This window comes from Actinoallomurus purpureus (assembly GCF_024055795.1).
Taxonomy (GTDB): domain Bacteria; phylum Actinomycetota; class Actinomycetes; order Streptosporangiales; family Streptosporangiaceae; genus Actinoallomurus; species Actinoallomurus purpureus.
This window is the reverse complement of record NZ_JAMXMY010000001.1, coordinates 392522-418221: the sequence shown is the minus strand read 5'-3', so window position 1 is coordinate 418221 and position 25700 is coordinate 392522. Positions and strand designations below refer to the sequence as shown.

The 25700-nt window shown below is 71.2% G+C and carries 20 protein-coding genes; 12 read left to right on the top strand and 8 right to left on the bottom strand.

What is annotated here, in order from left to right:
• The first annotated feature begins 108 nt into the window (after positions 1-108).
• The 7 genes from NE236_RS01850 to NE236_RS01820 all read left to right on the top strand — a co-directional run bounded on the left by NE236_RS01850 (position 109) and on the right by NE236_RS01820 (position 10037).
• A complete protein-coding gene (locus NE236_RS01850; protein WP_252839992.1) occupies positions 109-2769 on the top strand; it encodes a methyltransferase domain-containing protein in 2661 nt (886 codons plus the stop codon).
• Complete coding sequence (locus tag NE236_RS01845; RefSeq protein ID WP_252839991.1) at positions 2769-4373, top strand: ArnT family glycosyltransferase; 1605 nt, start codon at positions 2769-2771, stop codon at positions 4371-4373. The genes NE236_RS01850 and NE236_RS01845 overlap by 1 nt, the downstream gene beginning before the upstream one ends.
• Positions 4374-4734: 361 nt before the next feature.
• Positions 4735-5451: a TetR/AcrR family transcriptional regulator gene (locus tag NE236_RS01840; RefSeq protein ID WP_252839990.1), complete on the top strand. Its 717-nt coding sequence runs from the start codon at positions 4735-4737 to the stop codon at positions 5449-5451.
• Between the two features lie 291 nt (positions 5452-5742).
• On the top strand, positions 5743-6723 hold the full coding sequence (locus NE236_RS01835; RefSeq protein WP_252839989.1) for an NAD(P)-dependent alcohol dehydrogenase: 981 nt from the start codon (positions 5743-5745) through the stop codon (positions 6721-6723).
• Positions 6724-7055: 332 nt separating this feature from the next.
• Positions 7056-7400, top strand: coding sequence for a hypothetical protein (locus NE236_RS01830; protein WP_252839988.1), 345 nt, complete (start codon positions 7056-7058; stop codon positions 7398-7400).
• A gap of 215 nt (positions 7401-7615) precedes the next feature.
• Complete coding sequence (locus tag NE236_RS01825; protein WP_252839987.1) at positions 7616-8878, top strand: TerC family protein; 1263 nt, start codon at positions 7616-7618, stop codon at positions 8876-8878.
• A gap of 427 nt (positions 8879-9305) precedes the next feature.
• Positions 9306-10037, top strand: coding sequence for a hypothetical protein (locus NE236_RS01820; RefSeq protein ID WP_252839986.1), 732 nt, complete (start codon positions 9306-9308; stop codon positions 10035-10037).
• A 109-nt stretch (positions 10038-10146) separates the two neighbouring features.
• On the opposite strand, the gene NE236_RS01815 is transcribed toward NE236_RS01820, so the two are convergent.
• The 4 genes from NE236_RS01815 to NE236_RS01800 all read right to left on the bottom strand — a co-directional run bounded on the left by NE236_RS01815 (position 10147) and on the right by NE236_RS01800 (position 13235).
• Positions 10147-10371 (bottom strand): hypothetical protein, encoded by a 225-nt coding sequence (locus tag NE236_RS01815; RefSeq protein WP_252839985.1) that lies wholly within the window; start codon positions 10369-10371, stop codon positions 10147-10149.
• Between the two features lie 181 nt (positions 10372-10552).
• Positions 10553-11662, bottom strand: a complete 1110-nt coding sequence (locus NE236_RS01810; RefSeq protein WP_252839984.1) for an NAD(P)/FAD-dependent oxidoreductase — start codon at positions 11660-11662, stop codon at positions 10553-10555.
• 250 nt (positions 11663-11912) lie between these two features.
• Positions 11913-12710 carry an alpha/beta fold hydrolase gene (locus tag NE236_RS01805; RefSeq protein WP_252839983.1) on the bottom strand — a complete coding sequence of 266 codons (798 nt, stop codon included), beginning with the start codon at positions 12708-12710 and terminating at the stop codon, positions 11913-11915.
• 63 nt (positions 12711-12773) lie between these two features.
• A complete protein-coding gene (locus NE236_RS01800; protein ID WP_252839982.1) occupies positions 12774-13235 on the bottom strand; it encodes a cupin domain-containing protein in 462 nt (153 codons plus the stop codon).
• Between the two features lie 116 nt (positions 13236-13351).
• Between NE236_RS01800 and NE236_RS01795 the strand changes: the two genes are divergently transcribed.
• The gene (locus NE236_RS01795) at positions 13352-13990 is read left to right on the top strand and encodes a TetR/AcrR family transcriptional regulator (RefSeq protein ID WP_252839981.1); all 639 of its coding nucleotides are present in this window, start codon (positions 13352-13354) and stop codon (positions 13988-13990) included.
• Here NE236_RS01795 and NE236_RS01790 read toward each other — a convergent pair.
• On the bottom strand, positions 13962-15554 hold the full coding sequence (locus tag NE236_RS01790) for a PucR family transcriptional regulator (protein ID WP_252839980.1): 1593 nt from the start codon (positions 15552-15554) through the stop codon (positions 13962-13964). The two genes, NE236_RS01795 and NE236_RS01790, sit on opposite strands and share 29 nt — an antisense overlap.
• 307 nt (positions 15555-15861) lie before the next feature.
• Here NE236_RS01790 and NE236_RS01785 point away from each other — a divergent pair, with 307 nt between their 5' ends.
• The 4 genes from NE236_RS01785 to NE236_RS01770 are packed head-to-tail and all read left to right on the top strand — an operon-like array spanning position 15862 to position 22548.
• Positions 15862-17115 (top strand): aspartate aminotransferase family protein, encoded by a 1254-nt coding sequence (locus NE236_RS01785; RefSeq protein ID WP_252839979.1) that lies wholly within the window; start codon positions 15862-15864, stop codon positions 17113-17115.
• A gap of 59 nt (positions 17116-17174) precedes the next feature.
• Positions 17175-20078: an FAD-binding and (Fe-S)-binding domain-containing protein gene (locus tag NE236_RS01780; RefSeq protein ID WP_252839978.1), complete on the top strand. Its 2904-nt coding sequence runs from the start codon at positions 17175-17177 to the stop codon at positions 20076-20078.
• The gene (locus NE236_RS01775) at positions 20075-21553 is read left to right on the top strand and encodes an NAD-dependent succinate-semialdehyde dehydrogenase (RefSeq protein WP_252839977.1); all 1479 of its coding nucleotides are present in this window, start codon (positions 20075-20077) and stop codon (positions 21551-21553) included. Before NE236_RS01780 ends, NE236_RS01775 begins: the two co-directional genes overlap by 4 nt.
• Complete coding sequence (locus tag NE236_RS01770) at positions 21550-22548, top strand: D-2-hydroxyacid dehydrogenase (RefSeq protein ID WP_252839976.1); 999 nt, start codon at positions 21550-21552, stop codon at positions 22546-22548. The genes NE236_RS01775 and NE236_RS01770 overlap by 4 nt, the downstream gene beginning before the upstream one ends.
• Positions 22549-22750: 202 nt before the next feature.
• Here NE236_RS01770 and NE236_RS01765 read toward each other — a convergent pair whose 3' ends face one another.
• From NE236_RS01765 to NE236_RS01755, 3 genes are read right to left on the bottom strand one after another with little or no spacing between them, the layout of a single operon-like run.
• Positions 22751-24034 carry an NAD(P)/FAD-dependent oxidoreductase gene (locus NE236_RS01765; protein ID WP_252839975.1) on the bottom strand — a complete coding sequence of 428 codons (1284 nt, stop codon included), beginning with the start codon at positions 24032-24034 and terminating at the stop codon, positions 22751-22753.
• Positions 24035-24049: 15 nt separating this feature from the next.
• Complete coding sequence (locus NE236_RS01760) at positions 24050-24715, bottom strand: haloacid dehalogenase type II (protein WP_252839974.1); 666 nt, start codon at positions 24713-24715, stop codon at positions 24050-24052.
• Between the two features lie 19 nt (positions 24716-24734).
• A complete protein-coding gene (locus tag NE236_RS01755) occupies positions 24735-25700 on the bottom strand; it encodes an aldo/keto reductase (protein WP_252840512.1) in 966 nt (321 codons plus the stop codon).

The window sequence follows — 25700 nt, the reverse complement described above, 5'->3', positions numbered from 1 at the left end:
GTGACCACCTTAATTCTCCGTCGATTACCCCGGCGTCGCCTGCCCGACACCGTCCGTTCGCCGGACGCGGCTAGCGTCGCTGCGCCGCTCCCGACGACAAGAGGCTCAATGGCTAACTCCGATCGCATCTCCGAGGTCTACAAGGGCGAGATCTGGGCCGAAAGCACGCAGCGGGTCGCTCGTGATCGTATCCACTGGCTCGTCGCCCAAGCCACCGGAGAGGTGCTGGACATCGGGTGCTCGCAGGGCATCGCCTCGATCCTGTGCGCGCGGCGCGGGCTGACCGTGCTCGGTGTGGACATCCAGGCCGACCGTATCGAGTACGCGAAGAAGGAGAGCGAAGGCGAGCCGGAGGACGTGCGTGCGCGCCTCGACTTCCGGGTCGCGGACGCGAGCGCCCTGGACCTGCCCGACGGCTCGTTCGACACCGTCATCATGGGCGAGATCGTCGAGCACTCCGAGGACGCCTCCCCGCTGCTGAAGGAGGCCGCGCGGGTGCTGCGCCCGGAGGGGCTCCTGGCCCTGACGACACCGTTCGGCCTGAGCCGGCACCACGACCACCACGCCACCTTCTACGTGGACTCCCTGGTGCGGCTGCTCGCCCCGTACGTCTCGATCGAGAGCCTCGAGATCGTCGACAAGTACCTGCGGGTGCGGGCGCGCCCCGGCGCGATGGCCGACCCGGACCGGCTCGTCCTCTACTCCCAGCCGATGATGGAGCGGGCCCTCGTGGCGCTCCAGGGGTCGGCGCAGGACGAGAAGGAGCGGATGCGGCGCTACGACATCGCGATCGCCCGCTATGAGCAGGTCAACGCCCGGATGAAGAGCCTCGAGGCGCGCCTGGCCCACCAGGCGTACCGCACCGAGTACGTCACCTGGCAGCTGAAGTCGGCCAAGAACCGCAAGTGGTGGCGGCTGGGCGAGGCGCTGTGGAGCGCCAAGCGCCCCACCGAAGCGCTCAAGCTGCCCAAGAACCTGGCGAGCGCCCTGAAGACGCCGCCGCGCCTGACTGAGCCGAAGCCGGACACGACGACGGGCTCGCCCGACCAGACCGGGCACTACTCCGCGGTCACCATCCCCGAGGTCGTCGTCCCGGACGGCCCGGTCGCGCGCGACCTGAAGGTCGCGGTCATCCTCGACGTGTTCTCCTCGACCGCGTTCCGGTACGAGTGGCAGCAGGTCAAGTTCGGCCCCGACGACTGGCGCGAGGTCCTCGAACGCGAGCGGCCCGCGCTGCTGTTCGTCGAGTCGGCCTGGCACGGCAACGACGGGCGCTGGGCGACGATGATGAGCGCGGCCGGCGCGCCGAAGCAGCCCGTGCGCGACCTCGTCGCGTGGTGCCGCGCCCAGGGCATCCCGACGGTCTTCTGGAACAAGGAGGACCCGCCGAACTTCGACCGGTTCATCGAGACCGCCAAGCTGTTCGACCGGGTCTTCACCGTCGACGCCGACTGCATCCCGCGCTACGTCGAGGCGCTGGGCCACGACCGGGTCGCGCTGCTGCCCTTCGGCGCGCAGCCGCGCATCCACAACCCGGTCGCCGTGCCGGGCGGCCGCAAGTACGAGGTGGCGTTCGCCGGCACGTACCACTCCAAGAAGTACCCGGAGCGGGCCGCGCAGATGGACACGATCCTCGCCCCGGCCCGCGAGTTCGACCTGCACATCTACAGCCGCATCTCCGACGACCCGGACTTCGCGTTCCCGCCGGAGTACACCGACTTCATCGTCGGTTCCCTGCCGTACGAGCGGATGCTGGCCGCCTACAAGGCGTACAAGATCTTCCTCAACGTCAACTCGGTGACGAAGTCGCCGACGATGTGCGCGCGCCGCGTGTTCGAGCTGTCGGCGTGCGGCACACCGGTCGTCTCCGGGCACTCCCGGGCGCTGGAGGAGGTCTTCGGCGACCTCGTACGGCTGTCGACCACCCCGGAGCAGACCACCGAGGCGCTCGTCGAGCTGATGAAGAGCGCGGACCTGCGCGACCGGACCGGGCATCTGGCCATGCGGGAGGTGTTCGCCAAGCACCTGTACGGGCACCGCGCGGACGCGATCCTGTCGGCGGCGGGCGTGTCCGCGCCCCGCCGGGAACGCTCGATCTCGGTGATCCTGCCGACCAACCGGCCCGAGCAGATCGACCACGCCATCGAGCAGGTCGCACGGCAGGTCCACCGGCCGCTGCAGCTCGTGCTCGTCACGCACGGCTTCTCCTCCGACCGGGCCGAGGCCAAGGCGCGGGCCGCCGGGCTGGAGAACGTCGTGGTGCTGTCGGCCGACGCGGGTCTGACGCTCGGCGCCGTGCTCAACCTCGGCATCGACGCGGCCGACGGCGCGTACCTCGCCAAGATGGACGACGACAACCTGTACGGCCCGCACTACCTGAGCGACCTGGCGTACTCCTTCGACCACACGACGGCCGGCCTCGTCGGGAAGGGCGCGCACTACTGCGAGATGCGCACGCACGGGGTCACCCTGCTGCGCTTCCCGCACCTGGAGCACACCGAGGCGGAGCTCGTCCAGGGCGGCACGATCCTCGCCGACGGCGACGTCATGCGCAGGTTGCGCTTCTCCGACCTGCCCCGCGCCGTCGACAGCGACCTGCTGCGCCGCGCCCAGGCCGAGGGCGTCGGGATCTACTCCGCCGACCGCTTCAACTTCGTCTCCGTACGCGGCGACCGCGAGGCGCACACATGGAAGGTCAGCGACGAGGAGCTGATGCGGCACGGCCGGGTCGCGTTCCACGGTCCCGCCGAGGAGCACGTCGTCTTCTGATGCTCGACACCGCCTCCGAGCCGGCCGTCGCGGCGGCGGCCCCCCGGCCGCGCCGCGGCGAGCTGCTGCTGCCCGCCGCGCTGCTGGTGGCGTACGCCGTGCTGCTGCTGTGGAACCTGTCGGTGCCGCAGCCGGTAGACCACAGCCGCTACATGGACGCCGCCCGGTCGTTCCCGTCCCGGCCGCCGGACCCCATCTTCGATCACCAGTACCTGCGGATCGGCCTGACCGCGCCGACCGCGCTGGCGATGAAGATGTTCGGGTACTCGGAGGTGGCCTACCACGCGTTCCCGGTCGCGGCGGCGCTGCTGCTGTTCGGGTCCGTGTACGCGATCGGCCGCATGATGTTCGGCCGTCTCGTCGGCGCGGTGTCGGCGGTGGTCCTCGGCTGCGTCGGGCTCGTGGTCGTCGCGGGCACCGAGCTGCTGCCGGACCTGCCCGCCACCGCCCTGTTCACCGCCGCCGTCGCCCTGACCGTCGCGCTCCGCCGGGGACTGCTCGCGCACCGCCGGATCTGGCTCGCCATGATCGGCGTGCTGCTGGGCTGGAGCTACCTCGTCCGCGAGTTCATCGTGTTCGTCTGGCCGCTCGTCCCCGTACTGCTGTGGCGGCGGATCGGGCGCTGGGACGCGTTGTGGGCGTTGGTCCCGGTCGCGCTGACGGGCGTGGGCGAGACGGCGTTCAACGCGTGGCTGTACGGCGATCCGCTGGCCCGTCTGCACGCCGGTTCGGGCCTGGGGAACCTGCCGTCCCGCCCGGAGGTCGCCAGGACCTTCCACGACCTGCCGTTGTGGGTGTACCTGTGGCGGCTGCCGCAGCAGCTCGCCGCCCTCCCCGAGGGTCCCGGCCTGCTGTTCCTCCTCGCCGTGACGCTCGGCGCCGGCGCGCTCTGCGCCGTCCGGCTCGTACGGGCGTGGAGGGGGGATGACGGATCGTCCGACGAGGGAACGGGGGACGAGGGGCCGTACGTGCGGCGGGCCGGGGTGTTCGCGCTGTGGATCCTGCTGCTGTGGGTGCCGCTGACCCTGCTCGGCGGCGTGCTCGACCCTGCGCATCCCAAGCTACGCCTGCAGCTCCTGCGGTACTGGTACCCGGTGTTCCCCGCCTTCGTTCTGGGCGGCGTCGCGGTGCTGTGGCTGCTCGCCCGCGTGGTACGGCTGCCGGCACGCGTGCGCTCGGCCGTCCCCACGGTGATCGTGTGCTGCGTCGCGCTGGCCGTGACCGGACTGGCCGTGCTCGGCCGCCCGGGCAGGCCCGGATGGGCCGGCTCGCCCCGCGTGTCGTCGGACGCGCTCCCGGAGTTCCGCTCCTGGCTGGCCCGCTCCGGCGCCCGTACCGTCTGGGCGGACGCGAAGCTGTTCCGCATCCTCCCGATCTACTTCGTGAGCCCCACGGGCCGCAGGGTGTGGCGCGGCCACCTCCGGCCGCTGGTCGACGCCGCGCGCCCGGCAGCGGGCGACTACGTCGTCGCCTACAGCGTCGGCAGTGACGCCTGCCCCCGCTGCGGCGACGCCGCGAAGGCGGCGCTCCCCGGTATCCCGTCCACCTGGCACGCGGTCCTGACCAGCCACGACGGCCTGCTCCACGTCTGGCAGGCCACCTGACCCGCTCCTCTGGCGGTTCCCGCCGGAAGTGGCACGGCCATCCCCAGGGGTCGGCGTACGTACGCTCGGCGAAGCGGGATCCGATGACTTTCCGCGCGCTGTGCGGTCCATCAGAGGCGACCACATCGATCCGCACGGAGGTGCCTCATGGGCACGACGCTCTACTCGGCGACCCTCGGCGACGGCGTCCGTCTCTTCGACCATCCGGGCGGAAGAAACGTCAAGCTCGAACGGGGGAAGTCCGGTGTTGGCGCAGGTAAGGCTCGTCGGTGGGGCTTCGGCGGGTGGATAGAGCCTCGTGCTGATGGCCGACGCCGGCAGACTTACCGTGTACGGGTAGAGTGCGTCGGGAGGAAGATCCATGACCCCACGGACCGACGCCGACGAGTTGACCGAGCAGCCCCGTATTCCGCTGAGCCGGAGGCGGGTGCTGCGTGCGGCCGTGGGGCTCGCCGACCGTGACGGCCTCGACTCGCTCACCATGCGCCGGCTCGCACAGGAGGTCGGGGTCGAGGCGATGTCGCTGTACCACCACGTCGCCAACAAGGAGGCCGTCTTCGACGGCGTCGTCGAGGTGATCCTCGAGGAGATCATGGCGGCGGTGGACAAGGTCGAGGCTCCGTCTCCGGAAGAGGACTGGCAGGCGGCGCTGCGCGCGCGGATCCTCGCCGCCCGGGAGGTCTTCCTGCGCCACCGCTGGGCCCCGCAGGTACTCGAAACCCGCACCACCACGAGCCCGGTCGTCATCGCTTACTACGACCACGTCGTCGCCATCCTCCGGGCGGGCGGGTTCTCCTTCGATCTGGCCCACCGTGCGCTGCACGTCCTGGGCAGCCGCGCCCTCGGGTTTGCTCAAGAGTTGTTCCAGCCCGACGGCGCCCAGACCGCGAACGCCCAGGCCGCCGCGATGATGGGGCAGATGGCCGACCGGTTCCCGAACATCGTCGGGATGCTGGCGGACGCCATCCACGACGATCCGGACGGCACCCTGGGCTTCTGCGACGACCAGTTCGAGTTCGAATTCGCGCTCGACCTGATCCTCGAAGGGCTGGAACGGCGCCGCGCCTCCGGCTCGTGACTCCTTCCGAATGCGACTGAGCGCGCCGGACGTCCCGTCACCTTTGGTTACCGACTGAGCCCCTTTCCGCTGCAACCCTTGACTCCCTTACGTCGTACGATAACCTTACGACGTATGACGACCTTACGCCGTACGACGGTGGGGCCGAATGGGAGTGGTATGCGGACACCGGTCACACCGGGCCCGGGGCCAGCGAGCGCCCGTAAGAACCGGAACTGGATCCTGAGTCCGTTCAGGTTGTCCCGACCCTCTCTCACCCCGGGTGTGAACACCCACCGAAAGGAAGACGCCATGAAAGCCTGGAGCTGGGACCGCTACGGCCCGCCCGACGTGCTGACTCTCAAGGACGTCGACGAACCCGACATCGCCCGGGACGAAGTGCTCGTGGGGGTGCGGGCGGCGTCCGTCAACCCCTACGACTGGCGCCACGTGCGGGCCGACCCGAAGCTGGTACGGCTGGGCATCGGCCTGCGACGGCCGAAACCGGGCCTGATCCTCGGCGCCGACCTCGCCGGCGTGGTCGAGCGGGTAGGCGACGAGGTGACCGGACTCCATCCCGGCGACGAAGTCTTCGGGGAGGTCCGGCTGGGCTCGTTCGCCGAGACCGTCGCCATCCCGCAGAACAGGCTGGCCGTCAAGCCCGCCCGCCTCACCTTCGAACAGGCGGCGTCGGTATCGATGGCCGCGCACACCGCGCTGCAAGGGCTGCGGGACGCAGGGCGGATCTCTGCCGGGCAGCGGGTCCTCGTCAACGGGGCCTCCGGCGGCATTGGCACGTTCGCCGTCCAGCTCGCCAAGACGTTCGGAGCCGAGGTCACCGGCGTGTGCAGCACCCGCAACGTCGAACTGGTCCGTTCCCTGGGCGCGGACGACGTCGTGGACTACACCCGCGAGGATTTCACCGAACGGGAGGGGAGATACGACCTGCTCATGGACATCGTGGGCGACCGGTCGCTAGCGGAACTGCGGCGCCCCCTGACCTCCCGTGGGACGCTCGTGATCGTGGGCGGCATCGCCTCGGCCCGCGGCGGGTTGCTCGGCCCGGCAGCGCAGGTGCTCCGCGGGGCCCTGGTCTCCCCCTTCGTCAGCCAGCGCATCGTCACCGTCAGCTGGAAGCCCAACTCCACGGACCTGCGGTTCCTGGCGGAGCTCATGGAGAAGGAACAGATCGCACCCGTCATCGACCGGACCTACCCCTTCGCCGAGATCCCCGAGGCGCTGCGCTACATCGAGCGCGGCCACGCCCGAGGCAAAGTCGCCATCACTCTCTGATCGCCTGCCGTGTCCGCGTCGCCTGGCGTTCACCCCGAGCGATAGCGGCCGGGCACCGGCATCGCGCCCTGCCCGTCGACCGATTGGAGAAGCGCTGCCGATGGCGCCTGTGACGACGTGGGTGCTCTGCGCGATCTGGCCATGACGCGATCGATCCGTCAGCGGCATGAGCGGACGTGGCAGACGCGGGCCGACCCCGGTACGGCGCGGAGTCGAGGAAATCGCGTTACCCGTCAAGCATCGAACGATGGCTCGGGAGCTCTATGATCTCACCTGCGTATATCTGATCATCTGTCCGGCGGTACAGACCTCGAGCGCAGAGAAGGTGCGACATGAGCTTCATAACCAAGGCATTTGAGATCACCGAAAAGGGCTTCGATTCCAGCGTCGAGGCCGTCGAGGAGTGGAACGAGCACCGGCACGCGCAGAGGCTGCTGCTCAAACTGGGTGTGGCTGTCTACGCCGAGCAGCGCTTGGGCAACGACCACGACACGGTGGAGCGCATCATGAAGGCCCTCGATGGCCATGTCGCCGAGCATGGAGAGGTCGAGCTGGATCACCTGCGGGTGGCCAAGGACGTGCTGGGCGAGGACTTCGTCGTCGCGCACAGCGGCGACGCCGAGCCGACCGACAGCGAACTCGACGCCGACACCGGCGCAACCACCCCCACCACCTGAGCTCGACCGGCCGAGCACCCGTGCTTCCGTCCGCCGCAGCGAATTCTCAATTAATCATCGAGTAAATCGCACGTGCAGCCGGGGCTACCGCATGATCTTCACCCGACCCGACTTGCGGCTACTGTTTTGCGCAGGCATCGCCGGCACCGTCCCGCCGCTCGTCCGCTCCGCCCAGGCTCTGGCGCTGCCGGCCCGCCTGGTCGGGCGGAGCACGGATGGGCTCGGTGACCGGCCGTGTACCCCCGGGCCACTGGGATGGTGAAGAGCGCGCTGGGCAATCTGACGAGCAGGCCCTACGAGGTGATCGCCGGCTCGATCCTGGCCAACGTAATGCCGATCCTGGGGCTGGCCCTCCTGATCGTCCGCGTCAAGAGGACGTCGAGCCGAGCGTGACGGTGTACTTGCGCGGCGGGATCCGACGCAGCACCATCGGTCGGAAGCCAGACAGACCCGGAACCAGTTCTGAATGCTCCATCGTCTCAACAGGAACTCGGCTCTTCTGGCGACAGTGGGTGAGAGACGTGCGGGTGCCGCTGTACGTGTGGGGCATCACTGGGGCGGGCATCGTGGTCGCGGTGCTGGTCGAAGTCGCGATCGCCGCCCGCCAAGAGCGCCGCGGAGGGCGGGGTGCGCACGATATCGCCTGGCTGATCGGCTATGTGGTGATCGCGGTCGCCTTTGGTGCCGGCCTCGGTGCCGTGGGCGGCGGCCGGCGCAGTGTGGAGTTCGTTACCGAATACCTCACCGAGTACAGCCTGAGTGTGGACCTGGTGCTCCTGTTCGCGCTGGCCATGAGCCGGTTTGCCGTGCCGCGGACCTACCAGGCTCGGGTTCTGATCACCGGAGTCGGAGCCGCGATCGTGATCCGCGGTGGATTTATAGCCATTGGTGTGTCCGCCGCCAACCGCTACAGCTGGCTCCTCTACCTCGGCGGCGCGATGTTCGTCTGGAGGGCGATCATCGTGCTCCGCGAATCCCCCCACGCGGATGAGCACGAGAATGACGAGGAGCACCTGCCGAGCCGGTTCCGCCGACTCCTGGTCAGCGAGTACCACGGATCGCGGCTCAGCGTCCGCATGGACGGGCGGCGCATGCTGACCCCGATGGCGGCCGTCATCGCGACCGTCGCCGTCACCGACGTGCTGTTCGTCCCCGACTCCGGTACGCCGTACCTGGTCTTCATGGCGAACGTGTTCGCCCTGTTGATCCTTCGGCAGGTCTACTTCCTCGTCGTAGGCCATGCCTCGCTGCTTCAGGCGCTGATCCTTGGGAGGGGCGCCGCCATGATCCTTACGTTCCTCGGCGGCAAATTGTTCGTCCAGGCACTGCACAGCACCGGAGTGAGCCACATTGGACCGCTGCCGGTCCCGGCCGGGATCGCCGCTCAGTTCACGCTGTCCATCCTGGCCACGGTGATCGCGCTGAACACCCTCCTGCGTCTTCGTCGGCTCCGGCGATCACCATCGAGAGAGAGTTGACGGACACATATTCACGAGGCCGTCGGCCTTGATCAGGCTCGCACGCTGTTACCTCTCATCACGGGCCCAGCCGCAGGGAAACCCGAAACTGGTTGCCACGCCTCACTGCTTCCCAGCGGTCTTCAAACTGACGGAAATATGCGCCTCTCGGGCTATTGCAGTCTGCGTCATGTGTCGCCTGACCCGGAAGGCGGCTATACGATCATGCCTTCACCATGGCGTCACCCTAAAACGCCGAGAGTCGGCCGCCCACTCTGCTTGGTACCTCCACTGAGTGGGCCTGCGGTTGCACCGGGCCGAGAGGGGTGCCGTTTTGCGTGTCACCGACACCCTGGCGGCTGTATCCGGGGCACCCTGACGGGGCATCCCCGTTCCTTCGTTCGCAGTCGGGCGGATATCGTCCGAGAAGTCTGCCTAGGAGGCCAGGGTGACCGTGTCAGCGGAGCTCGCCGAGATCCACCAGTGGTGGGCGCAGCGATCCGGCCTCACGGGTGATGCGACGGCCTTCCGGATCGCGGGCAGCGCCTACGACCAGGTCACCCCCGCCGGTGTCGACAACCCATACTGGAAGATCGTTCGGCAGCTACCGTCGGTGCGCGAAGCCGGGCAGGGCGTCTGTCCCGATGGTTTCGTCCGCGGACTTCCCGTCGGGCATCACCTGCTGACCAAGCGCTACTCCTGGGCGATCCCCTCACCCGGTGACATCGCCTGGCTCACCCGGATCCTCCACGGGCGCGGCCTGGTCGAGATCGGCGCAGGCTCGGGCTACTGGGCGTGGCAGGCGGCCCAAGCCGGCATCGACGCCATCGCCTACGAGCCCGTCAGTTCCTCCGCCAACACCTACACCGACGGCACCGAATATTCCGCCATCCGGCGAGGCGGCCCAACCGCCGCCCGGCACCATCCCGACCGGGCGCTGTTGCTGTGCTGGCCATCTCATGACGACCCGTGGGCGAGCAAGGCCCTCCACGCCTACACGGGCGACCTACTGATCTACATTGGGCAAGGTGCGGGCGGCCTCTGTGCCGACGACGACTTCTTTCGGCTTCTCGCCCGAGCATGGACGCCGATCGGTTCCAGCAGCCACCACATCACGTGGCGGCACACCCACAGCACGATGACCGCCTACAGCCGCAGAACCGGAACGCCGCGACAATGATCGCGGCCCGAGAACCAGCCGGTAGGCGTGAGAACGACGCCGCCGCGGGCATGCCCGCGGCGGCAGCAGGAGCGTCAGCGCGGCGCTACGGCTCGTAGCGCCGGCCGTCTCACAGCTTGACGAGCTTGGCGTAGGGCGCCGGGATTCGTTCCGTCTGGGAACCGAAATCCACGATCACGGCGATGCCTTCCTCGACATCGGTGACCACGCCGAGGCCGTACCTGTCGTGGCTCACCTTGTCCTGCAAGGCGAAGTGCTCGACGGGCGCAGCGACCGGAGGTTTGAAGGGACTGGTGGGCAGGTGACGCCGGGTGACAGCGCGAGAGCTTTTCATTACCTACCAGTATGCGCCATGTTCGCGGGCCATGGCCACGCTTTCGCCCATCCCATCCGCACGAACTCCCAGGCCAGCCCCACCTACCGGGCTGCACGAGGGTGGCGACAGCCCCCAACGCTGGACCGGTAGCGCTTCGATTGCGCGTTCGCCCCACTGCGAATCTGCGCCGGGCAACCGGTCACAGCCGCTCGAACCGGAACGCGGCCAGGGTGTCGCCTTGATCTTCACCGAGGACCTCTGCCGCGACCAGGTCGCCGGCGTGCACGCTCAGGGTCGCGCCGCTGTGCGACACGGCGAAGTGGAAGTTGGGCAACTCGGCCACCCGGCCCAGGACCGGGAGGCCGTCGCCGGGGATGGGGCGTTCACCGACCCGTACGCTTTCGACGGTCGCGGCCCGGGTACCCGGATAGAGCGTATGGGCCGCCTTCAGCACTGTGTCGACCGCCGACGGCCCAATGCTCATCTCACCGGTGTCAGACACCTGGACCGCACCGTCGATCTCTGGGGAGTGCAGCAACAGCCGTCCGGCACCGTTCGGGCGCAGGTGGACGTGCGGGGCGTGGACGACCCGCGACACCGGGACCGCGACCGGCGCGGTGTGGATGAGTACGCCGTAGGTGTTGCGCATCGGCAGGATCAGCCCGGCGAACCGGGCGATCCTGGCGGCCTGCGGCCCGGCACAGTTGACGACCGCGTCCGCGGGAAGTGACCGTCCCGAGGCGAGCCGGACAGCGCGCACCACGCCCCCGGTCACGTCCAGGCCGGTGACCGCATCGTCGGGCACCAGTTCGGCGCCGCGGGAGACCGCGCTCGACAGCAGGTGGTCGATCAGGCGTGCGGGCTCGATCCAGCCCTCGCGTGGGAAGTAGGCGATCTCGTCCGCCGGCAACCGGGCGGGGTCGATGCCCGGTTCCAAGCGCAGCGTCTCCGCTCGGTCGAGCCAACGCGCCTCGTATCCGTAGTCGAGGACGCGGGCGACCTTGTCGCGCAGCGCGTCGCGTTGGACGTCGTCCTCGGCCCACTCCAGATTGCCGCCCTCGTGGAACCAGTCGTTGCGTGATGCTTCGGCCGCCAGTCTCCGGTGGGCGTCCATGCTCGCGACGCTGAGGTCGTGGTAGGAGCGTGGCTCCTTGCCGCAAGAGTTGATCCACGAGAACGTCGCATACGAGGTGCCGCCGGCCGGCGCACCGGCGTCCACGACCGTGACGCGGGCTCCCCGTCGGGCCAGCGAGGCGGCCACCGCCGCGCCGTAGACACCGGCACCGATGACGACCGCATGCTCGACCATGCCGGTCACACTCCGTTTCGAGAGCGGTCGGACGGGCGGCTGAACACCCGTGCTTGGGACGTCGACGCCGGAGGCCGCCCTGCGGACGACCCGTCGTGCCATCGCGGCAGGGACGCTCGGCTTCCCGGATCGGCGACAGTGACGTGGCACACACTACGTCCGCCATCCGCGAGAACGATAGATCGTTCAGTGCCGCGATACATCGCCCTGTCCTCCGCGTCACCGCCACCTCGCCTCGCCGAATCCAGGGTCAGCCCTCGCGATCCGCCTGCGGATCGTCGACGAGCCGGCCGATCAGGGTCAGCAGCGCGTCAGGGGTCTCCAACTGCGGGAGGTGCCCGGCGTCCGGCAGGAGGCAGAAGGTGGCGCCGGGGATGGCCGCGGCGTACTCCTTGCCGTAGGCCGGCGTCACCATTCCGTCCGCCTCGCCCCAGACCACGAGCGTGGGCGCGGTGATGCCGGTCAGGCGCGGGGCCAGGCCCGGGTCGGCCATCGACCGGCCGCCGTACGTCTGCAGGGCCGCCCGGTTGCCCGCGGCGATGGCCTTCTGCGCGTCGGTGAAGGTGGACATGTCGATCCGGTGCGCGTCGGGATCCGCGTAGCTGATGTCGACGACCTGATCGAGTGTCAGCGAGAAGAAGTCCGCGACCGGGTGCTCGGCGCTCTCCAGGCCGACGGCGTCGATGAGGACGACCCTGGCGACGCGCTCGCCCGCGCGGACCGCGAGTTCCGCCGCGATCCAGCCTCCGATCGAACTGCCCACGACGGTCACGTCGGTCAGATCGAGGTGATCGAGCAGGCGGTGGTAGACCTCGGCGAGTGCGCGGATCGAATCGAGCCGGTCGGGGCGCGGCGTACCGCCGAAGCCCGGGTGGATCGGGGTCAGCACCCGGAACGGGGATCGCGAGGCCATGAGGTCGGCGAACCCGGTGACCGAGTCGGGCCCGGCGCCGCCGTGGAGCAGCAGGACGGGCCGGCCCTGCCCGCGTTCGAGGACGGTGACGGGTGTGTCGCCGAAGGAGGTGGGGAGCGTGTACGTCGTGGACACAGGATCTCCTGAAGGGGTTGAAGAGCGAAGGGTGATCGGGCTCGCCGGTGCCGGTTCCGCGGGTCAGTCGGCGTAGTCGGTGGCCGCCTGCGTGGCGTATCGGCTCATGACCTGCTCGGTGACCTCGGGGGTCAGGTTCTCGCCCCGCGCGATCATCTCTCGGAGGTCGCGGAAGTACTGCACGTACAGGTCGGGCGTGAAGGTGTTCAGCAGTACCAGCGGCTCGTCGAAGGGATTGGCGAAGGTGTGCGGGGCGCCCGGCGGGATCATCGCGAGGCTGCCGGCCGGCGCGTCGTACGTCGTGGTGCCGACCGTGAACCGGGCGGTGCCCGAGACGACATAGAAGCCCTCGTCGTGCCGGGCGTGCCGGTGCTGCGGCGGCCCCTCGGTGTGCGGGGGGATGGTGATCTCGCCGATTCCAAGGCGGTGGCCGGTGGTGCTGCCGTCCTCCAGGATCCGCAGGGTGATGGGCCCCAGAGGCACGACCTCTCCTCCTGCGGGGTCGACGAACGCGGCCTTGATCATTGGAGTCCCCTTTGCCTTTATGAGAGCTAACTATCATGACGATAGACAACTCGCACTGCTCATGCAAGCGTACTCTCATGAAGAGCCATCACCATCAGGATGAGAGGGAGCAGGCCGTGGCCGACACCGGCACCAGGGGACGCACGAATCAGAAGGCGCGGACCCGCAAGGCGATCATCGACGCCTGCCGCGAGCTCACCCGCTCGGGCGCCGAGATCACGATGCCGCGGGTCGCGCGGGCGGCCCTGGTCTCCGAGGCCACCGCGTACCGCTACTTCCCCGACCTCGCCTCGCTCCTCCAGGAATCTCTGGTGGGTCTCTGGCCGGACCCCGCGGAGGCTCTCGCGCCGGTCGCCGGATCGACCGACCCGGTCGAGCGCGTCGCGTTCGCGTGCGAGTTCCTGCTGCGCGGCGTGCACGCCTACCAGGGCTCAGTGCGCGCGATGATCTCCCACACGATCACGGCGCCCGCGAGCTCACCGTTCCGCCCGGGCTATCGCTTCGGCCTGATCGACCACGCCCTGGCACCCTTCCAGGACGCCGACGGACCGGCGTCCCTCGGCGCCGAGGCGATGGTCCGTCTGAAGCAGGACCTCGCGATCGTCGTCAGCGCCGAGGCGCTGTTCACGCTGACCGACCTGTGCGGTCTCTCCGTCGACGAGGCGATCACGAGCGCGGTACGGACGGCGACGACCCTCACCGAGGCCGCCTTCGCCGGTGCGCCCGCTAGTCGTTCCGGCCCGGGGGGTCGGTGACGCGGCCGGCCGGCGGGAGACCGCCCAGGACGTCCAGCGCCGTGATGGCCACGTGGAGCTCCGTACGCTGCACGCCTGATTCCAGATCGCGGCCCAGCAGGCGTTCGATCGTCCGCAGCCGGTGGTAGAACGCCTGGCGCGACAGGCCGCCGCGCTTGGCGGCCGCCGACTTGTTGCCCGCCTCGGCGAGGTACTGCTGGAGCGTGGCCACGAGATCGCCGTCGTGCCGTTCGTCGTGCTCGATCAGCCGGCCGAGCCGGTGGGTGACGTACCGCTGGACACGGACGTCGTCACGCAGCGCGTACAGCAGCTCCGCGAGCCCGATGTCGGACGTCACGTGGAACGGCCGGTCGGAGGAGCCGGGCGGGATCGCCTCCAGCACCTGCTCCGCCTCCGCGAACGAGCGAGCGATCTGGTCGAGGTCGGCGACACCGGGCCCGACCGCGACGACCGTGTCCTCGCCCAGTTCCTCCCGGGCGAATCGGCCGATGCGTTCGGCGATCGGCTGCCACGCGCTCGCCCGGGCCATCGCGATCAGCGCGCCGACCACGCCGGGACGCAGCCCGCCGACCAGGGCACGGACGCCGGCGCCGGCGAGCCGGGCCGCCAGGTCGTCGCCGAAGCCCTCCCGCCGCCCCACCCGGACCAGCACCGCGATGAGCCGGTGCCCGGTGACCGGCAGGCCGAGGGACTCGGCCCGCGTACGCGCCTCGGTCGCCGTCCGGTGACGCCGCTCGATCAGGTCGCGGAGCGCCGTCTCGTGGGCCGCCCGGTCCCAGCGCGCGTGCCCGGACAACCGCGCGAGGGTCAGCGCGGTCGCGGCGTGGTCCAGCACCATGACATGCTCCGGACCGATCGCCGGATCGTTCTCGTCGGGCAGCAGCACCAGCCGCCCCCAGCGGCTCCCTCGGTGTTCCAGCGGCGTGACCAGCCATTCCTCCGGTCCGCTCAGCGCGGTCCGGTCGGGCGTCGGCGTCCCGTACGAACGCCGTGGCCACGCCGAGAGCACCTGCCCGACCGGCCGGCCGGCCGGTGCGCAGTGCACGGCGTGATGGACGAGGTTCTCCAGGACGACGGGGCAGTCGGTGATCTCGGCCGCCGACGTGACGATCTCTCCGGGTTCGGCGCCGCGGAGCGTCAGCGTCCGGAAGGTGTCCTGGATGCGCTGCGCCCGGCGGAGTAGTTCGCCCTGGGCGTCGAGGAGCAGCGCGTGCACGGTCTGGGTGACGTCGATGAACCGGACCTCGCGGTGCAGGACGATGAGCGGGAGGTCCCGGCTCCGGCAGGCGTGCACGAGGTCGGCCGGCACCTGGTGGTAGCGACGGCCGAGTTCGATGACGAGCCCGGCGGCGCCGATGTCGGCGAGCTGGTCGACGTAGGCGCGCAGCAGCGTCGGATCCTCCGGGTGCGGCATCCCGGTGGTGAGGATCAGTTCACCGCCCTCGAGGAACGACGCCGGGTCGAGGAGTTCGGTGACGTGCACCCAGCGCACCGGGCGCGACAGGTGGCTTTCCCCGGCCACGACCTCCGGGAGTCCCGCGACGAGGACCGGCAACCGCAGCACATCGGCAATCGTGATGAACCTGGTGGAGGCCGATCCCGGTGACGTCTCCCCTGGTTCTGACATGTGCCGCATCCCTGCCACTCTGGCAAACCGGCCGCCACGGCCGCAAGCGCCGTAACGGCTGGTCAGCCGCGTTCCTCCGGCGGCCGGCACCGGGGCGCCCCCGGGCGATGGACAGACCGTCCACATCATGGCCGACGACCGCACAGTATGCCCGTTGACGCCTCACCACAGGGTGGACAGGGTGGCCGTGTACCCCGGTCACCAGGCAGTACGCACCGGTTCGCACCTCACAGGAGATCGCATCATGACCGACCTGTCCCCGCACCTGCGCCAGGCCACTCCGGTCGTCGCCGAACGCGGCGAGGGCGTCTACCTGTACGGCACGGACGGCCGTCGTTACCTCGATTTCACGGCGGGCATCGGCGTCACGAGCACCGGGCACTGCCACCCGCGGGTGGTGGCCGCCGCGCAGGAACAGACGGCGAAGCTGATCCACGGGCAGTACACGACCGTGCTGCACGAGCCGCTCGGCCGGCTGACGCGCGAGCTCGGTGAGGTCCTTCCGGAGGGCCTGGACAGCCTGTTCTTCGTCAACTCCGGCAGTGAGGCGGTGGAGGCCGCGATGCGGCTCGCCCGTCAGGCGACGAAGCGCCCGAACATCGTCGTCTGTCACGGCGGGTTCCACGGCCGTACGGTCGCCGCGGCCTCGATGACCACCTCCAACACCAAGGTGCGGACGGGGTTCGGCCCGCTGATGGGCGGCGTCGTCATCACTCCGTTCCCGAACGCCTTCCACTACGGCTGGGACGAGGAGACCGCGACCCGCTTCGCGCTGCGGGAGTTCGACTACCTCCTGCAGACGGTGTCCGACCCGGAGGACACGGCCGCGATCATCGTCGAGCCGGTGCTCGGCGAGGGCGGCTACGTCCCGGCCACCGAGGGCTTCCTCAAGGGCCTGCGCGAACGCGCCGACCGGCACGGCATCCTGCTGATCCTCGACGAGATCCAGACCGGCGTCGGGCGTACCGGCCGCTTCTGGGGACACGACCACTTCGGGGTCCGGCCCGACATCCTCATCACCGCCAAGGGCCTGGCCAGCGGCTTCCCGCTGTCCGGCATCGCCGCCTCCGAAGAGCTGATGCGCAGGGCCCGGCCCGGCTCCCAGGGCGGCACCTACGGCGGGAACGCCGTGGCCTGCGCGGCGGCCCTCGCCACCCTCGAGGTGGTACGCGAGGAGGGCCTGGTCGCCAACGCGGCCGCGATGGGCGCGCGGCTGCGCGCCGGTCTGGAGAAGGTCGCGGCGGAGCACCTGGGGATCGGCGACGTACGGGGACTCGGGCTGATGCTCGCCGGCGAGTTCGTCACCGCCGACGGCGAACCCGACCCGGAGACGGCCTCCCGCGTGCACCGGGCCGCCGTCGACGAGGGTCTCCTGCTGCTGACCTGCGGGCCCTGGAACAACGTGGTCCGGATGATCCCCGCGCTGGTCGTCGACCAGGACCAGATCGACGCGGCACTGCGCGCCTGGGCGGCGGCCGTCCGCGCCGGCACGTCGTGAGCCCGCGGGACCGCCTTCCCGCACGCCTCCCCTCCCCGCGCGGCCCGGAGGAGGAGCTCGTGGCCGCGCTCCGCGACGGCGTCCCCGGGCTGGAGGTCGACGCGGGAGCCGGGCGGCGCGCCCAGTACGCCTACGACGCCTCCAACTACCGGGTGCCGCCGCTGGCGGTGGCCTTCCCGGCGGACGCGGCGCAGGTGGCCGCCGTCGTGCGGATCTGCGGTTCTCTGGGCGTGCCGATCGTCGCCCGGGGCGGGGGCACCAGCATGGCGGGCAACGCGGTCGGGCCGGGACTCGTGCTCGACCTCTCCCGGCACATGAACCGGGTCCTGCACGTCGATCCGGAGACCCGCACGGCGGTGGTCGAGCCCGGCGTCGTCCTCGACGAGCTGCAGCGCGCCGCCGCGCCGCACGGCCTGTTCTTCGGCCCGGATCCGTCCTCGCACAGCCGCTGCACCCTCGGCGGGATGATCGGCAACGACGCCTGCGGCAACCACTCGGTGCGCTACGGCCGTACGGTCGAGCACGTCGAGGCGCTCGAGATCGTGACGGCCGACGGCGTCCACGCGATCGCCGAGGCCGGCGGGCTGCGGCCCGCCGATCCGTCCGACGCGGAGGCCGTACGGCGCGTCACCGGCATCGACACCGCCGTCGGCCGCCTCGTCGACGGCAACCTCGCCGCGATCCGCACCGAACTGGGCCGCATCCCTCGTCAGGTCTCCGGTTACCAGCTGCACCACCTGCTGCCGGAGCGGGGCCGGCACGCCGCCCGTGCACTGGTCGGGACCGAGGGCGGCTGCGCGATCGTCGTGCGCGCCACCGTTCGCCTGCAGCCGAGGCCCGTGGCGACGACGCTGCTGGCGATCGGCTATGCCGACGTCGTCGACGCGGCGGCCGACGTCCCGGCGATCCTCCGGCACCGGCCGACGGCGGTCGAGGGCATGGACGAGGCGATCGTCGCCACGATGCGCCACCGGCGCGGCCCGGACGCGGTGACCGGCCTCCCGGAGGGCAAGGCATGGCTCTACGTGGAGTTGGACGGCGACGACGTCGGAGCGGCGGGTCGCCGCGCGGCCGCCCTGCTCGCCGAACTGCGCTCCACCGGCCGGATGACCGCCGGCCAGGTCGGCGACGACCTCGCCGAGCGCCGCTCCCTGTGGCGCGTCCGGGAGGACGGCGCGGGCCTGGCCGCGCGGCTCGTCGGCGGCGGTGAGTCCTGGCCCGGATGGGAGGACGCCGCCGTCGCCCCGGAGGACCTCGCCGGCTATCTGAACGACTTCCGCGCCCTGCTGGCCGAACACTCCCTGACCGGTGTGCTGTACGGACACTTCGGCGCCGGGTGCGTCCACGTGCGCATCGACTTCGACATGACCACGTCGGCGGGCATCGCGGTGATGCGGGCGTTCCTGCGGGACGCCGCCGCCCTCGTCGTCCGGCACGGGGGCACGCTGTCCGGCGAGCACGGCGACGGCCGGGCCCGCAGCGAACTGCTCGCCACCATGTACGGCCCCCGGATGCTCGCCGCGTTCGCCGCGTACAAACGGATCTTCGACCCGGACGGCCTGCTCAACCCCGGCGTGGTCGTGGATCCCGCGGCGATCGACGCCGATCTGGCGCTGCACGACGTGGCGTCGGCGCGGCCCGCGCCCTCGCGCACCGGGTTCACGTTCCCGGACGACCCCGACGGGCGGGCCGGAGCCGCCCGGCGCTGCATCGGCGTCGGCCGGTGCCGGAGCGACGGCAGCGCCATGTGCCCCAGCTACCAGGTCACCCGCGACGAACGCGACTCGACCCGCGGGCGCGCCCGCGTGCTGCAGGAGATGCTGCGCGGCGGCCCCGACGGCACGCTCACCGACGGCTGGCGGTCCGCCGACGCGCACGACGCGCTGGACCTGTGCCTGTCCTGCAAGGCCTGCGCGTCCGACTGCCCGGTCGGCGTCGACATGGCCACCTACAAGGCCGAGTTCCTGCACCACCACTACCGGAGGCGGCTGCGCCCGCGCAGCCACTACACGCTGGGCTGGCTGCCGTGGTGGGCTGCTGCCGCCGGGTTCGCCGCGGCCCCGGTCAACGCCGTCCTGACGAGCCCCGCCGGGCGGCTGGTGGCGCGTCTGGGCGGGGTGACGCCGGAGCGGTCCCTGCCGCGCTTCGCGCCCCGCCGGGCGCTGCGCGAGGCTCTGCGGGGGCCCGCCACTGGACGCCCGGACGGGCGGCCGGTGACCGGCGCACGGGACGACCGGCCCGCCGCGCTGCTCATGGTCGACTCCTTCACCCGCGCGTTCCGGCCCGAGGTCGCCGGTGCGGCGGCGCGGGTGCTCGCCGACGCCGGCGCGCCCGCCGCCGTACGCAGCGGACTGTGCTGCGGGCTGACGTGGGTGAGCACCGGACAGCTCGGCATCGCCCGCCGGGTGATGGCCCGCACGGTCCGCGCCCTCGACGAGGGCCCGGACGCCGACCTGCCGATCGTGCTGCCCGAGCCCAGCTGCGCCGCCGCGCTCCGGCACGACGCGCCCGCGTTGCTCGGCACCGAGGCCGCCCGCCGCGTCGCCGCGCGGATCCGGACGTTCGCCGGTGCCCTGAGCGAGCTCGCGGACGCGGACTGGCGGCCTCCGAACGTTCCCCGCCAGGTGACGCTGCAGCCGCACTGCCACGAGCGGGCGGTGTTCGGCGCCGCGACGCAGTCGGCGCTGCTCCGGCGCCTCGGCGTCGAGACGATCGACGAGTCGGCGGTCTGCTGCGGCCTGGCCGGCAACTTCGGTTTCGAGGCCGACCATTACGACACCTCGATGGCCGTCGCCGAACTGTCGCTCGCGCCGAAGCTCCGCCGCGCGGACGAGGCCGGGGCCGTGCTCGCCGACGGCTTCAGCTGCCGCACCCAGATCGACCACCTCACCGGCGTCGCCGGCCCCCGGGCCCGGCACCTCGCCGAACTCCTCGACCCGAATCCGCCAGGAGGAAGCTCATGACCGTGGACGTCACCCGGCCCGACGTCGTGACCGACGTGCCCAAGCAGCTGTTCATCGGCGGCGCGTGGACCGACGCGACCGGCGGCCGGACGTTCGCCGTGGACGACCCGGCCACCGGCGACGTGCTGTGCGAGATCGCCGACGCCGCCCCTGCCGACGGGCGGCGGGCCCTGAAAGCGGCGGTCGCCGTCCAGGAGGAATGGGCCGCGACGGCGCCCCGGGCCCGCAGCGAGATCCTGCGCCGGGCGTACGAGATCATTCTCGCCCGCACCGACGAGCTGGCGCTGCTGATGACCCTGGAGATGGGCAAGCCGCTGAAGGAGGCGCGCGGCGAGGTCGCCTACGCGGCCGAGTTCTTCCGCTGGTTCTCCGAGGAGGCCGTGCGCATCGACGGCGGCTTCAGCACGACGCCGGACGGCGCGAACCGCATCCTCGTCATGCGCCGGCCGGTCGGCCCCTGCTTGCTGATCACCCCGTGGAACTTCCCCCTCGCCATGGGCACCCGCAAGATCGGCCCGGCCGTGGCGGCCGGTTGCACCATGGTGCTCAAGCCCGCACCCCAGACGCCGCTGTCCACGCTCGCGCTCGCCGGGATCCTTACCGAGGCGGGCCTGCCGCCGGGCGTGCTCAACGTCGTGACCACCACCGACGCGGGCGCCGTCGTCGAGCCGCTGCTACGCGGCGGCGAGGTGCGCAAGCTGTCGTTCACCGGCTCCACCCAGGTCGGCCGGATCCTGCTCGCCCAGTGCGCCGACACGGTGGTGCGCACCTCGATGGAGCTGGGCGGCAACGCCCCCTTCATCGTCTTCGACGACGCCGACCTGGACGTCGCGGTCGACGGCGCGATGACCGCGAAGATGCGGAACATGGGCGAGGCGTGCACCGCCGCCAACCGGATGTTCGTGCACCGTACCGTCGCCGACGCGTTCGCCGCCCGCTTCGCCGAGCGGATGGCCGCGCTCACGGTCGGCCCGGGGACCGATCCCGGCAGCGACGTCGGCCCGCTGATCGACGCCGCCGGGCGCGGCAAGGTCGAGGAGCTGGTCGAGGACGCGCTGCGGCGCGACGCGAAGGTCGTGACCGGCGGCACCGCGCCGGACGGCCCCGGCTACTTCTACCCGCCGACCGTCCTGACGGACGTCTCCCGCGACGCCGCGCTGATGCGGACGGAGATCTTCGGACCGGTCGCCGCCATCACCACCTTCGAGGACGAAGACGAGGTGGTCCGTGCCGCGAACGACACCGAGTGGGGCCTCGTCGGCTACCTGTTCACCCGCGACGTGGACCGGGCCCTCCGGATCAGCGAGCGGCTCGAGGTCGGCATGGTCGGGCTCAACACCGGGCTGGTGTCCAACCCGGCGGCCCCGTTCGGCGGGGTCAAGCAGTCCGGCCTGGGACGCGAGGGCGGGCGTGTCGGCATCGAGGAGTTCCTCGAATACAAGTACGTCGCGATCCCCGTGCGGAACCGGACATGACGGTCAAGCGCCTCGTCGTGCTGTACGAGAACGCCCCGCCTCCCAACGCGGAGCGGATCGAGCGGCTCGCCGACACGGTCTACGTCACCGGGGACGACCTCGCCCGCGCGCTGCCCGGCGCCGACGCGCTGTTCACCTGGCGAACGCTGTCCACGACGGTCGCGGGCGCCTGGCCCGCCGACCGGCGCGCCGCGCCGCGCTGGGTGCACGTCGGCGCGACGGGCGTGGACAACCTGCTGTTCCCCGCCCTGGTGAACGACCCGGACGTGGTGCTCACCAACTCCCGTGGCGTCTACGACCAGCCGATCGCCGAGTACGTCCTCGGCCTCATCCTGGCGATGGCCAAGGACCTGCCCGGGATGGTCGAACACCAGCGGCGACGCGAGTGGCGGCCACGCGACGGCGAGCGGATCGGCGGCGGTACGGCCCTGGTCTGGGGCACTGGGCCGATCGGCCGGGCCATCGCCCGGTTGCTGCGCGCGACCGGGATGGAGGTCTCCGGAGCCGGGCGGACGGGCCGTACCGGCGATCCGGACTTCGGCACCGTGCACGGCCCGGCCACCCTCACCGCCGCGCTCGGCGGCGCGGACTACGTGGTGCTCGCCGCGCCGCTCGTCCCGGCGACCCGGGGCATGGTCGACGCCTCGGTACTCGCGGCGATGAAGCCTGGGTCGCGGCTGGTCAACGTGGGCCGGGGACCGCTCGTCGACGAGGACGCGCTGATCGGCGCGCTCACCGACGGGCGCCTGGCCGGGGCCGCGCTCGACGTCTTCGCCGTGGAGCCGCTGCCCGCCGCCTCTCCCCTGTGGGACCTTCCCGGCGTCATCGTCTCCCCGCACATCGCGGGCGACGTGCACGGGTGGCAGGACGAGGTGGCCGCGCTGTTCCTGGACAACCTGCGCCGCAGACTCGACGGCGGCCCGCTGCTCAACGTCGTCGACAAGCACAGCGGCTACGTCAGTGGCACCCCGGGCGCCGGGACGCCGGTCGCCTGAGACTCCGGCCGGCCCACGGCCGCGACGCGGCGGTCTGCCCGCGCGAGCAGACCGCCGGGACCGCAGGCGGCCACGGTGATCACTTCCCAGGCCGTGATCACCGGCGCGTTCACGGTGTCCCGGCAGGCCGTGCGACGTCGGGTCGGTCGACGGCACCGTGGCGGGCCGGCCGCCCTGGCGGGGCGGCCGGCCGCTCGGACGCTCAGCGGATCCGGTCCTTGAGGCGGTAGTAGGCGCCGGCGAAGGGCAGGAACCAGGCGGTGCCGTTGTAGAAGGGCACGGGGACCTTCGGGAAGCCGAGATCGCGCAGCGGGTTGGCCTCCGGGTGGCCGTCCATGACCTCGGCCATCGCCCGGCCCATGTACGTCGCCATCTGGACGCCGTGGCCGCAGTAGCCCATCGAGTAGTACACGCCGTCGGCCTCACCCGCGTGCGGGATCCGGTCGTAGCTGAACCCGACGCTGCCGCCCCAGACATAGTCGATCCGCGCGTTCGCCAACTGGGGGAAGATCTCGGTCATCTCCCGCTTGAGCACCTGACCGCTCTTGCGGTCGGAGGCCGGGTCGGACGGGGCGAAGCGTGCGCGCCCGCCGAACGCCAGGCGGTTGTCCGGGGTCAGCCGGATGTAGTGCCCGATGTTCTTGGAATCGACGACCAGGCGCGCCCGGGGAATGATCTCGCGGGCGAGATCATCGCCCAGCGGCTGGGTCACGATGATGAAGCTGCCCACGCAGATCAGCCGCTGCCGGAACCACGGCATGGAGCGGTCGGTGTAAGCATCGGTGGCGGCCATGACCTGCCGGGCCCGGATGGTGCCGTGCAGGGTCTCCACGAGGAATCGGCCGTCCGCGTCGCGGGTCACGGCGGTGGCCGCGTTGCGTTCGCAGATCAGGGCTCCGGCACGTTCGGCGGCCTCGGCCATGCCGTGGACGTACTTGCCGACGTGCAGCCCGGCGCTGAGCGGGTCGAGCAGGGCACCGTGGTAGTAGTCCGAGCCCAGCTCCGACCGCAGGGCCGCCTTGTCGAGCAGGACGGTCTCGTGGTCGAAGTCGTCGGCGAGGACGCGCTGCTGCGCCTCCATCGCCGCGAAGTGCTCGGGCTTGAACGCGACGCCGAGCCGGCCGGAGCGTTTGAAGTCGCAGTCGATGCCCTCGTCGACCGTCAGCTTCTCGACGACGTCGACCGCCTCGCGGAAGGCGTCGTACAGCTCGCGGGCACGCTCCTGCCCGTAGCGTTTGCGGGCCTCGCCGACGCCGATGGTGATGCCCTGGGTGCACATGCTGCCGTTGCGCCCGGAGGCACCCGATCCGATCTTGTCCTTCTCGACGAGCACGACGTCGGCGCCCTTGCGGGCGGTGTGCAGCGCGGTGGACAGGCCGGTGAGGCCGCCGCCGATCACCACGACGTCCGCGTCGTCGGGCAGGTCCCGGCCGGACCGGTCGGGGAACGGCGGGGCGGTGTCGAGCCAGTACGGGATCTGCTTCATGCGGGGTCCTCCGGGTCAGCAGCCGAGCAGGGCCGGCACGCCGGACAGGTCGGGAAGTTCGTCGTAGGGCCGGTAGTCGGTGCTGCCCCGGCGCCCGTAGCGGTTGATCCACACCCTGCGGCTCAGCCCGAGGTCGCGGGTGGGGATCAGGTCGTACTCCCAGCCCTGGGCGACGTGGATGACCGAGGACGGCTCGACGCCCATGGCCTGGTAGGCGTGCTCGAACGTTTCGCGCGAGGGCTTGTAGGCCTTGGCCTGCTGCGCGGTGATGACGTGGTCGAACTCGACGCCGATGTTGGCGACGTTGTGCTTGATCAGGTCGTCGTCGGTGTTCGAGATGATCGCGATCTCGTATCGCGTCTTCAGCGCCCGCAGCGCGTCCGGCACCTCGGGGAACGGCCCGAACGTCGGGACGGCCTCGACGAGGGCCTCGCCGTCGGAGGGGTGGTACTCCAGGCCGTGCAGGCGCATCGCCTTCTCCATGCTGGAGTGCAGCACCTCGTCGTAGGGACGGTAGTCCTCCAGGACGGCCTGGAACCGCATGACGCGGAAGTCGTCGAGGAACTCCTCGACGTTGAGGCCGTCCAGGTCGAGCCGGTCGGCGAGGACCTTCAGGGTGGTCGGGCCGAGCTGGAAGTCGATCAGGGTGCCGTAGGCGTCGAAGGTGACGATCTGTCGCATGTTCTCCAACCTCATGGTTTCAGACCACCCGCTCGCCGGGGGTCACGATGTCGTCGAGTGCGGTCAGGTCGGCCGCGTCGGGTGTCCAGTCGGCCGCCGCCGCGTTGGCGGTGACCTGCTCGGGGGTCATGGCGCCGCAGATCACCGAGCCGACGGCGGGCAGGGCGGCGAGGCCGCCCACGGCGACCTGCAGCAACGTCAGGCCGCGTTCGGTGCCGAAGTCCCGCAGCGCCTCGACCCGGTCGAGCGCCGCGTCGGTCAGCCAGCCCTCCCGCCAGGACAGCCTGCTGCCGGGCGGCGGCGCCTCGCCCCGCCGGTACTTGCCGCTGAGCAGGCCGTTGGCCAGTGGGTAGTACGGGAGCAGGCCCACGCCGAACCGCCGGCAGGCCGGCACCAGCTCCGTCTCGGCGCTACGGTCCAGCAGGTGGTACCGGGCCTGGGCGCCGGCGAACGACGGCAGCCCGGCCGTGCGGGCGTGCCAGGCCGCGTCGGCCAGCATCCAGGCGGGCACGTTGGAGCAGCCGATGTGCCGGACCTTGCCCTCGGCCACCAGCTCTCCTAGGACGCCGAGCGTCTCCTCGATCGGGGTGACGCCGTCCGGCTCGTGGTACTGGTACAGGTCGATGCGGTCGGTGCCCAGCCGGCGCAGCGACTGCTCCACGGCGTACCGCACGTACCGCGGCGCGCCGCGCGGGCCGTGCCGGTCGGCCTCCTCCCCCATGCTCATGCCGAACTTCGTGGCGAGCACGACCTCGTCGCGGTGGCCCTTCAGCGCGGCGCCGAGCAGGCGTTCGCCGTCGCCGGCCGCCGCCCCGCCGTACGCGCCGTAGATGTCGGCGGTGTCGAACAGGGTGATCCCGGCGTCGTGCGCGGCGTGCACGACGGCCCGCGTGCCGTCCTCGTCGAGCCGGGAGCCGAAGTTGTTGCCGCCCAGGGCGACCACCGAGACGACCGGGCCGTCGCCTCCGAGCCGCCGGTAGCGCAT

Bases quoted from the DNA above. Each gene is read 5' to 3' on its own strand.
- NE236_RS01850 (WP_252839992.1), top strand. From the start codon at position 109: ATGGCTAACTCCGATCGCATCTCCGAGGTCTACAAGGGCGAGATCTGG.
- NE236_RS01845 (WP_252839991.1), top strand. From the start codon at position 2,769: ATGCTCGACACCGCCTCCGAGCCGGCCGTCGCGGCGGCGGCCCCCCGG.
- NE236_RS01840 (WP_252839990.1), top strand. From the start codon at position 4,735: ATGACCCCACGGACCGACGCCGACGAGTTGACCGAGCAGCCCCGTATT.
- NE236_RS01835 (WP_252839989.1), top strand. From the start codon at position 5,743: ATGAAAGCCTGGAGCTGGGACCGCTACGGCCCGCCCGACGTGCTGACT.
- NE236_RS01830 (WP_252839988.1), top strand. From the start codon at position 7,056: ATGAGCTTCATAACCAAGGCATTTGAGATCACCGAAAAGGGCTTCGAT.
- NE236_RS01825 (WP_252839987.1), top strand. From the start codon at position 7,616: ATGGGCTCGGTGACCGGCCGTGTACCCCCGGGCCACTGGGATGGTGAA.
- NE236_RS01815 (WP_252839985.1), bottom strand. From the start codon at position 10,371: ATGAAAAGCTCTCGCGCTGTCACCCGGCGTCACCTGCCCACCAGTCCC.
- NE236_RS01810 (WP_252839984.1), bottom strand. From the start codon at position 11,662: ATGGTCGAGCATGCGGTCGTCATCGGTGCCGGTGTCTACGGCGCGGCG.
- NE236_RS01800 (WP_252839982.1), bottom strand. From the start codon at position 13,235: ATGATCAAGGCCGCGTTCGTCGACCCCGCAGGAGGAGAGGTCGTGCCT.
- NE236_RS01785 (WP_252839979.1), top strand. From the start codon at position 15,862: ATGACCGACCTGTCCCCGCACCTGCGCCAGGCCACTCCGGTCGTCGCC.
- NE236_RS01775 (WP_252839977.1), top strand. From the start codon at position 20,075: ATGACCGTGGACGTCACCCGGCCCGACGTCGTGACCGACGTGCCCAAG.
- NE236_RS01770 (WP_252839976.1), top strand. From the start codon at position 21,550: ATGACGGTCAAGCGCCTCGTCGTGCTGTACGAGAACGCCCCGCCTCCC.
- NE236_RS01765 (WP_252839975.1), bottom strand. From the start codon at position 24,034: ATGAAGCAGATCCCGTACTGGCTCGACACCGCCCCGCCGTTCCCCGAC.
- NE236_RS01760 (WP_252839974.1), bottom strand. From the start codon at position 24,715: ATGCGACAGATCGTCACCTTCGACGCCTACGGCACCCTGATCGACTTC.
- NE236_RS01755 (WP_252840512.1), bottom strand. From the start codon at position 25,700: ATGCGCTACCGGCGGCTCGGAGGCGACGGCCCGGTCGTCTCGGTGGTC.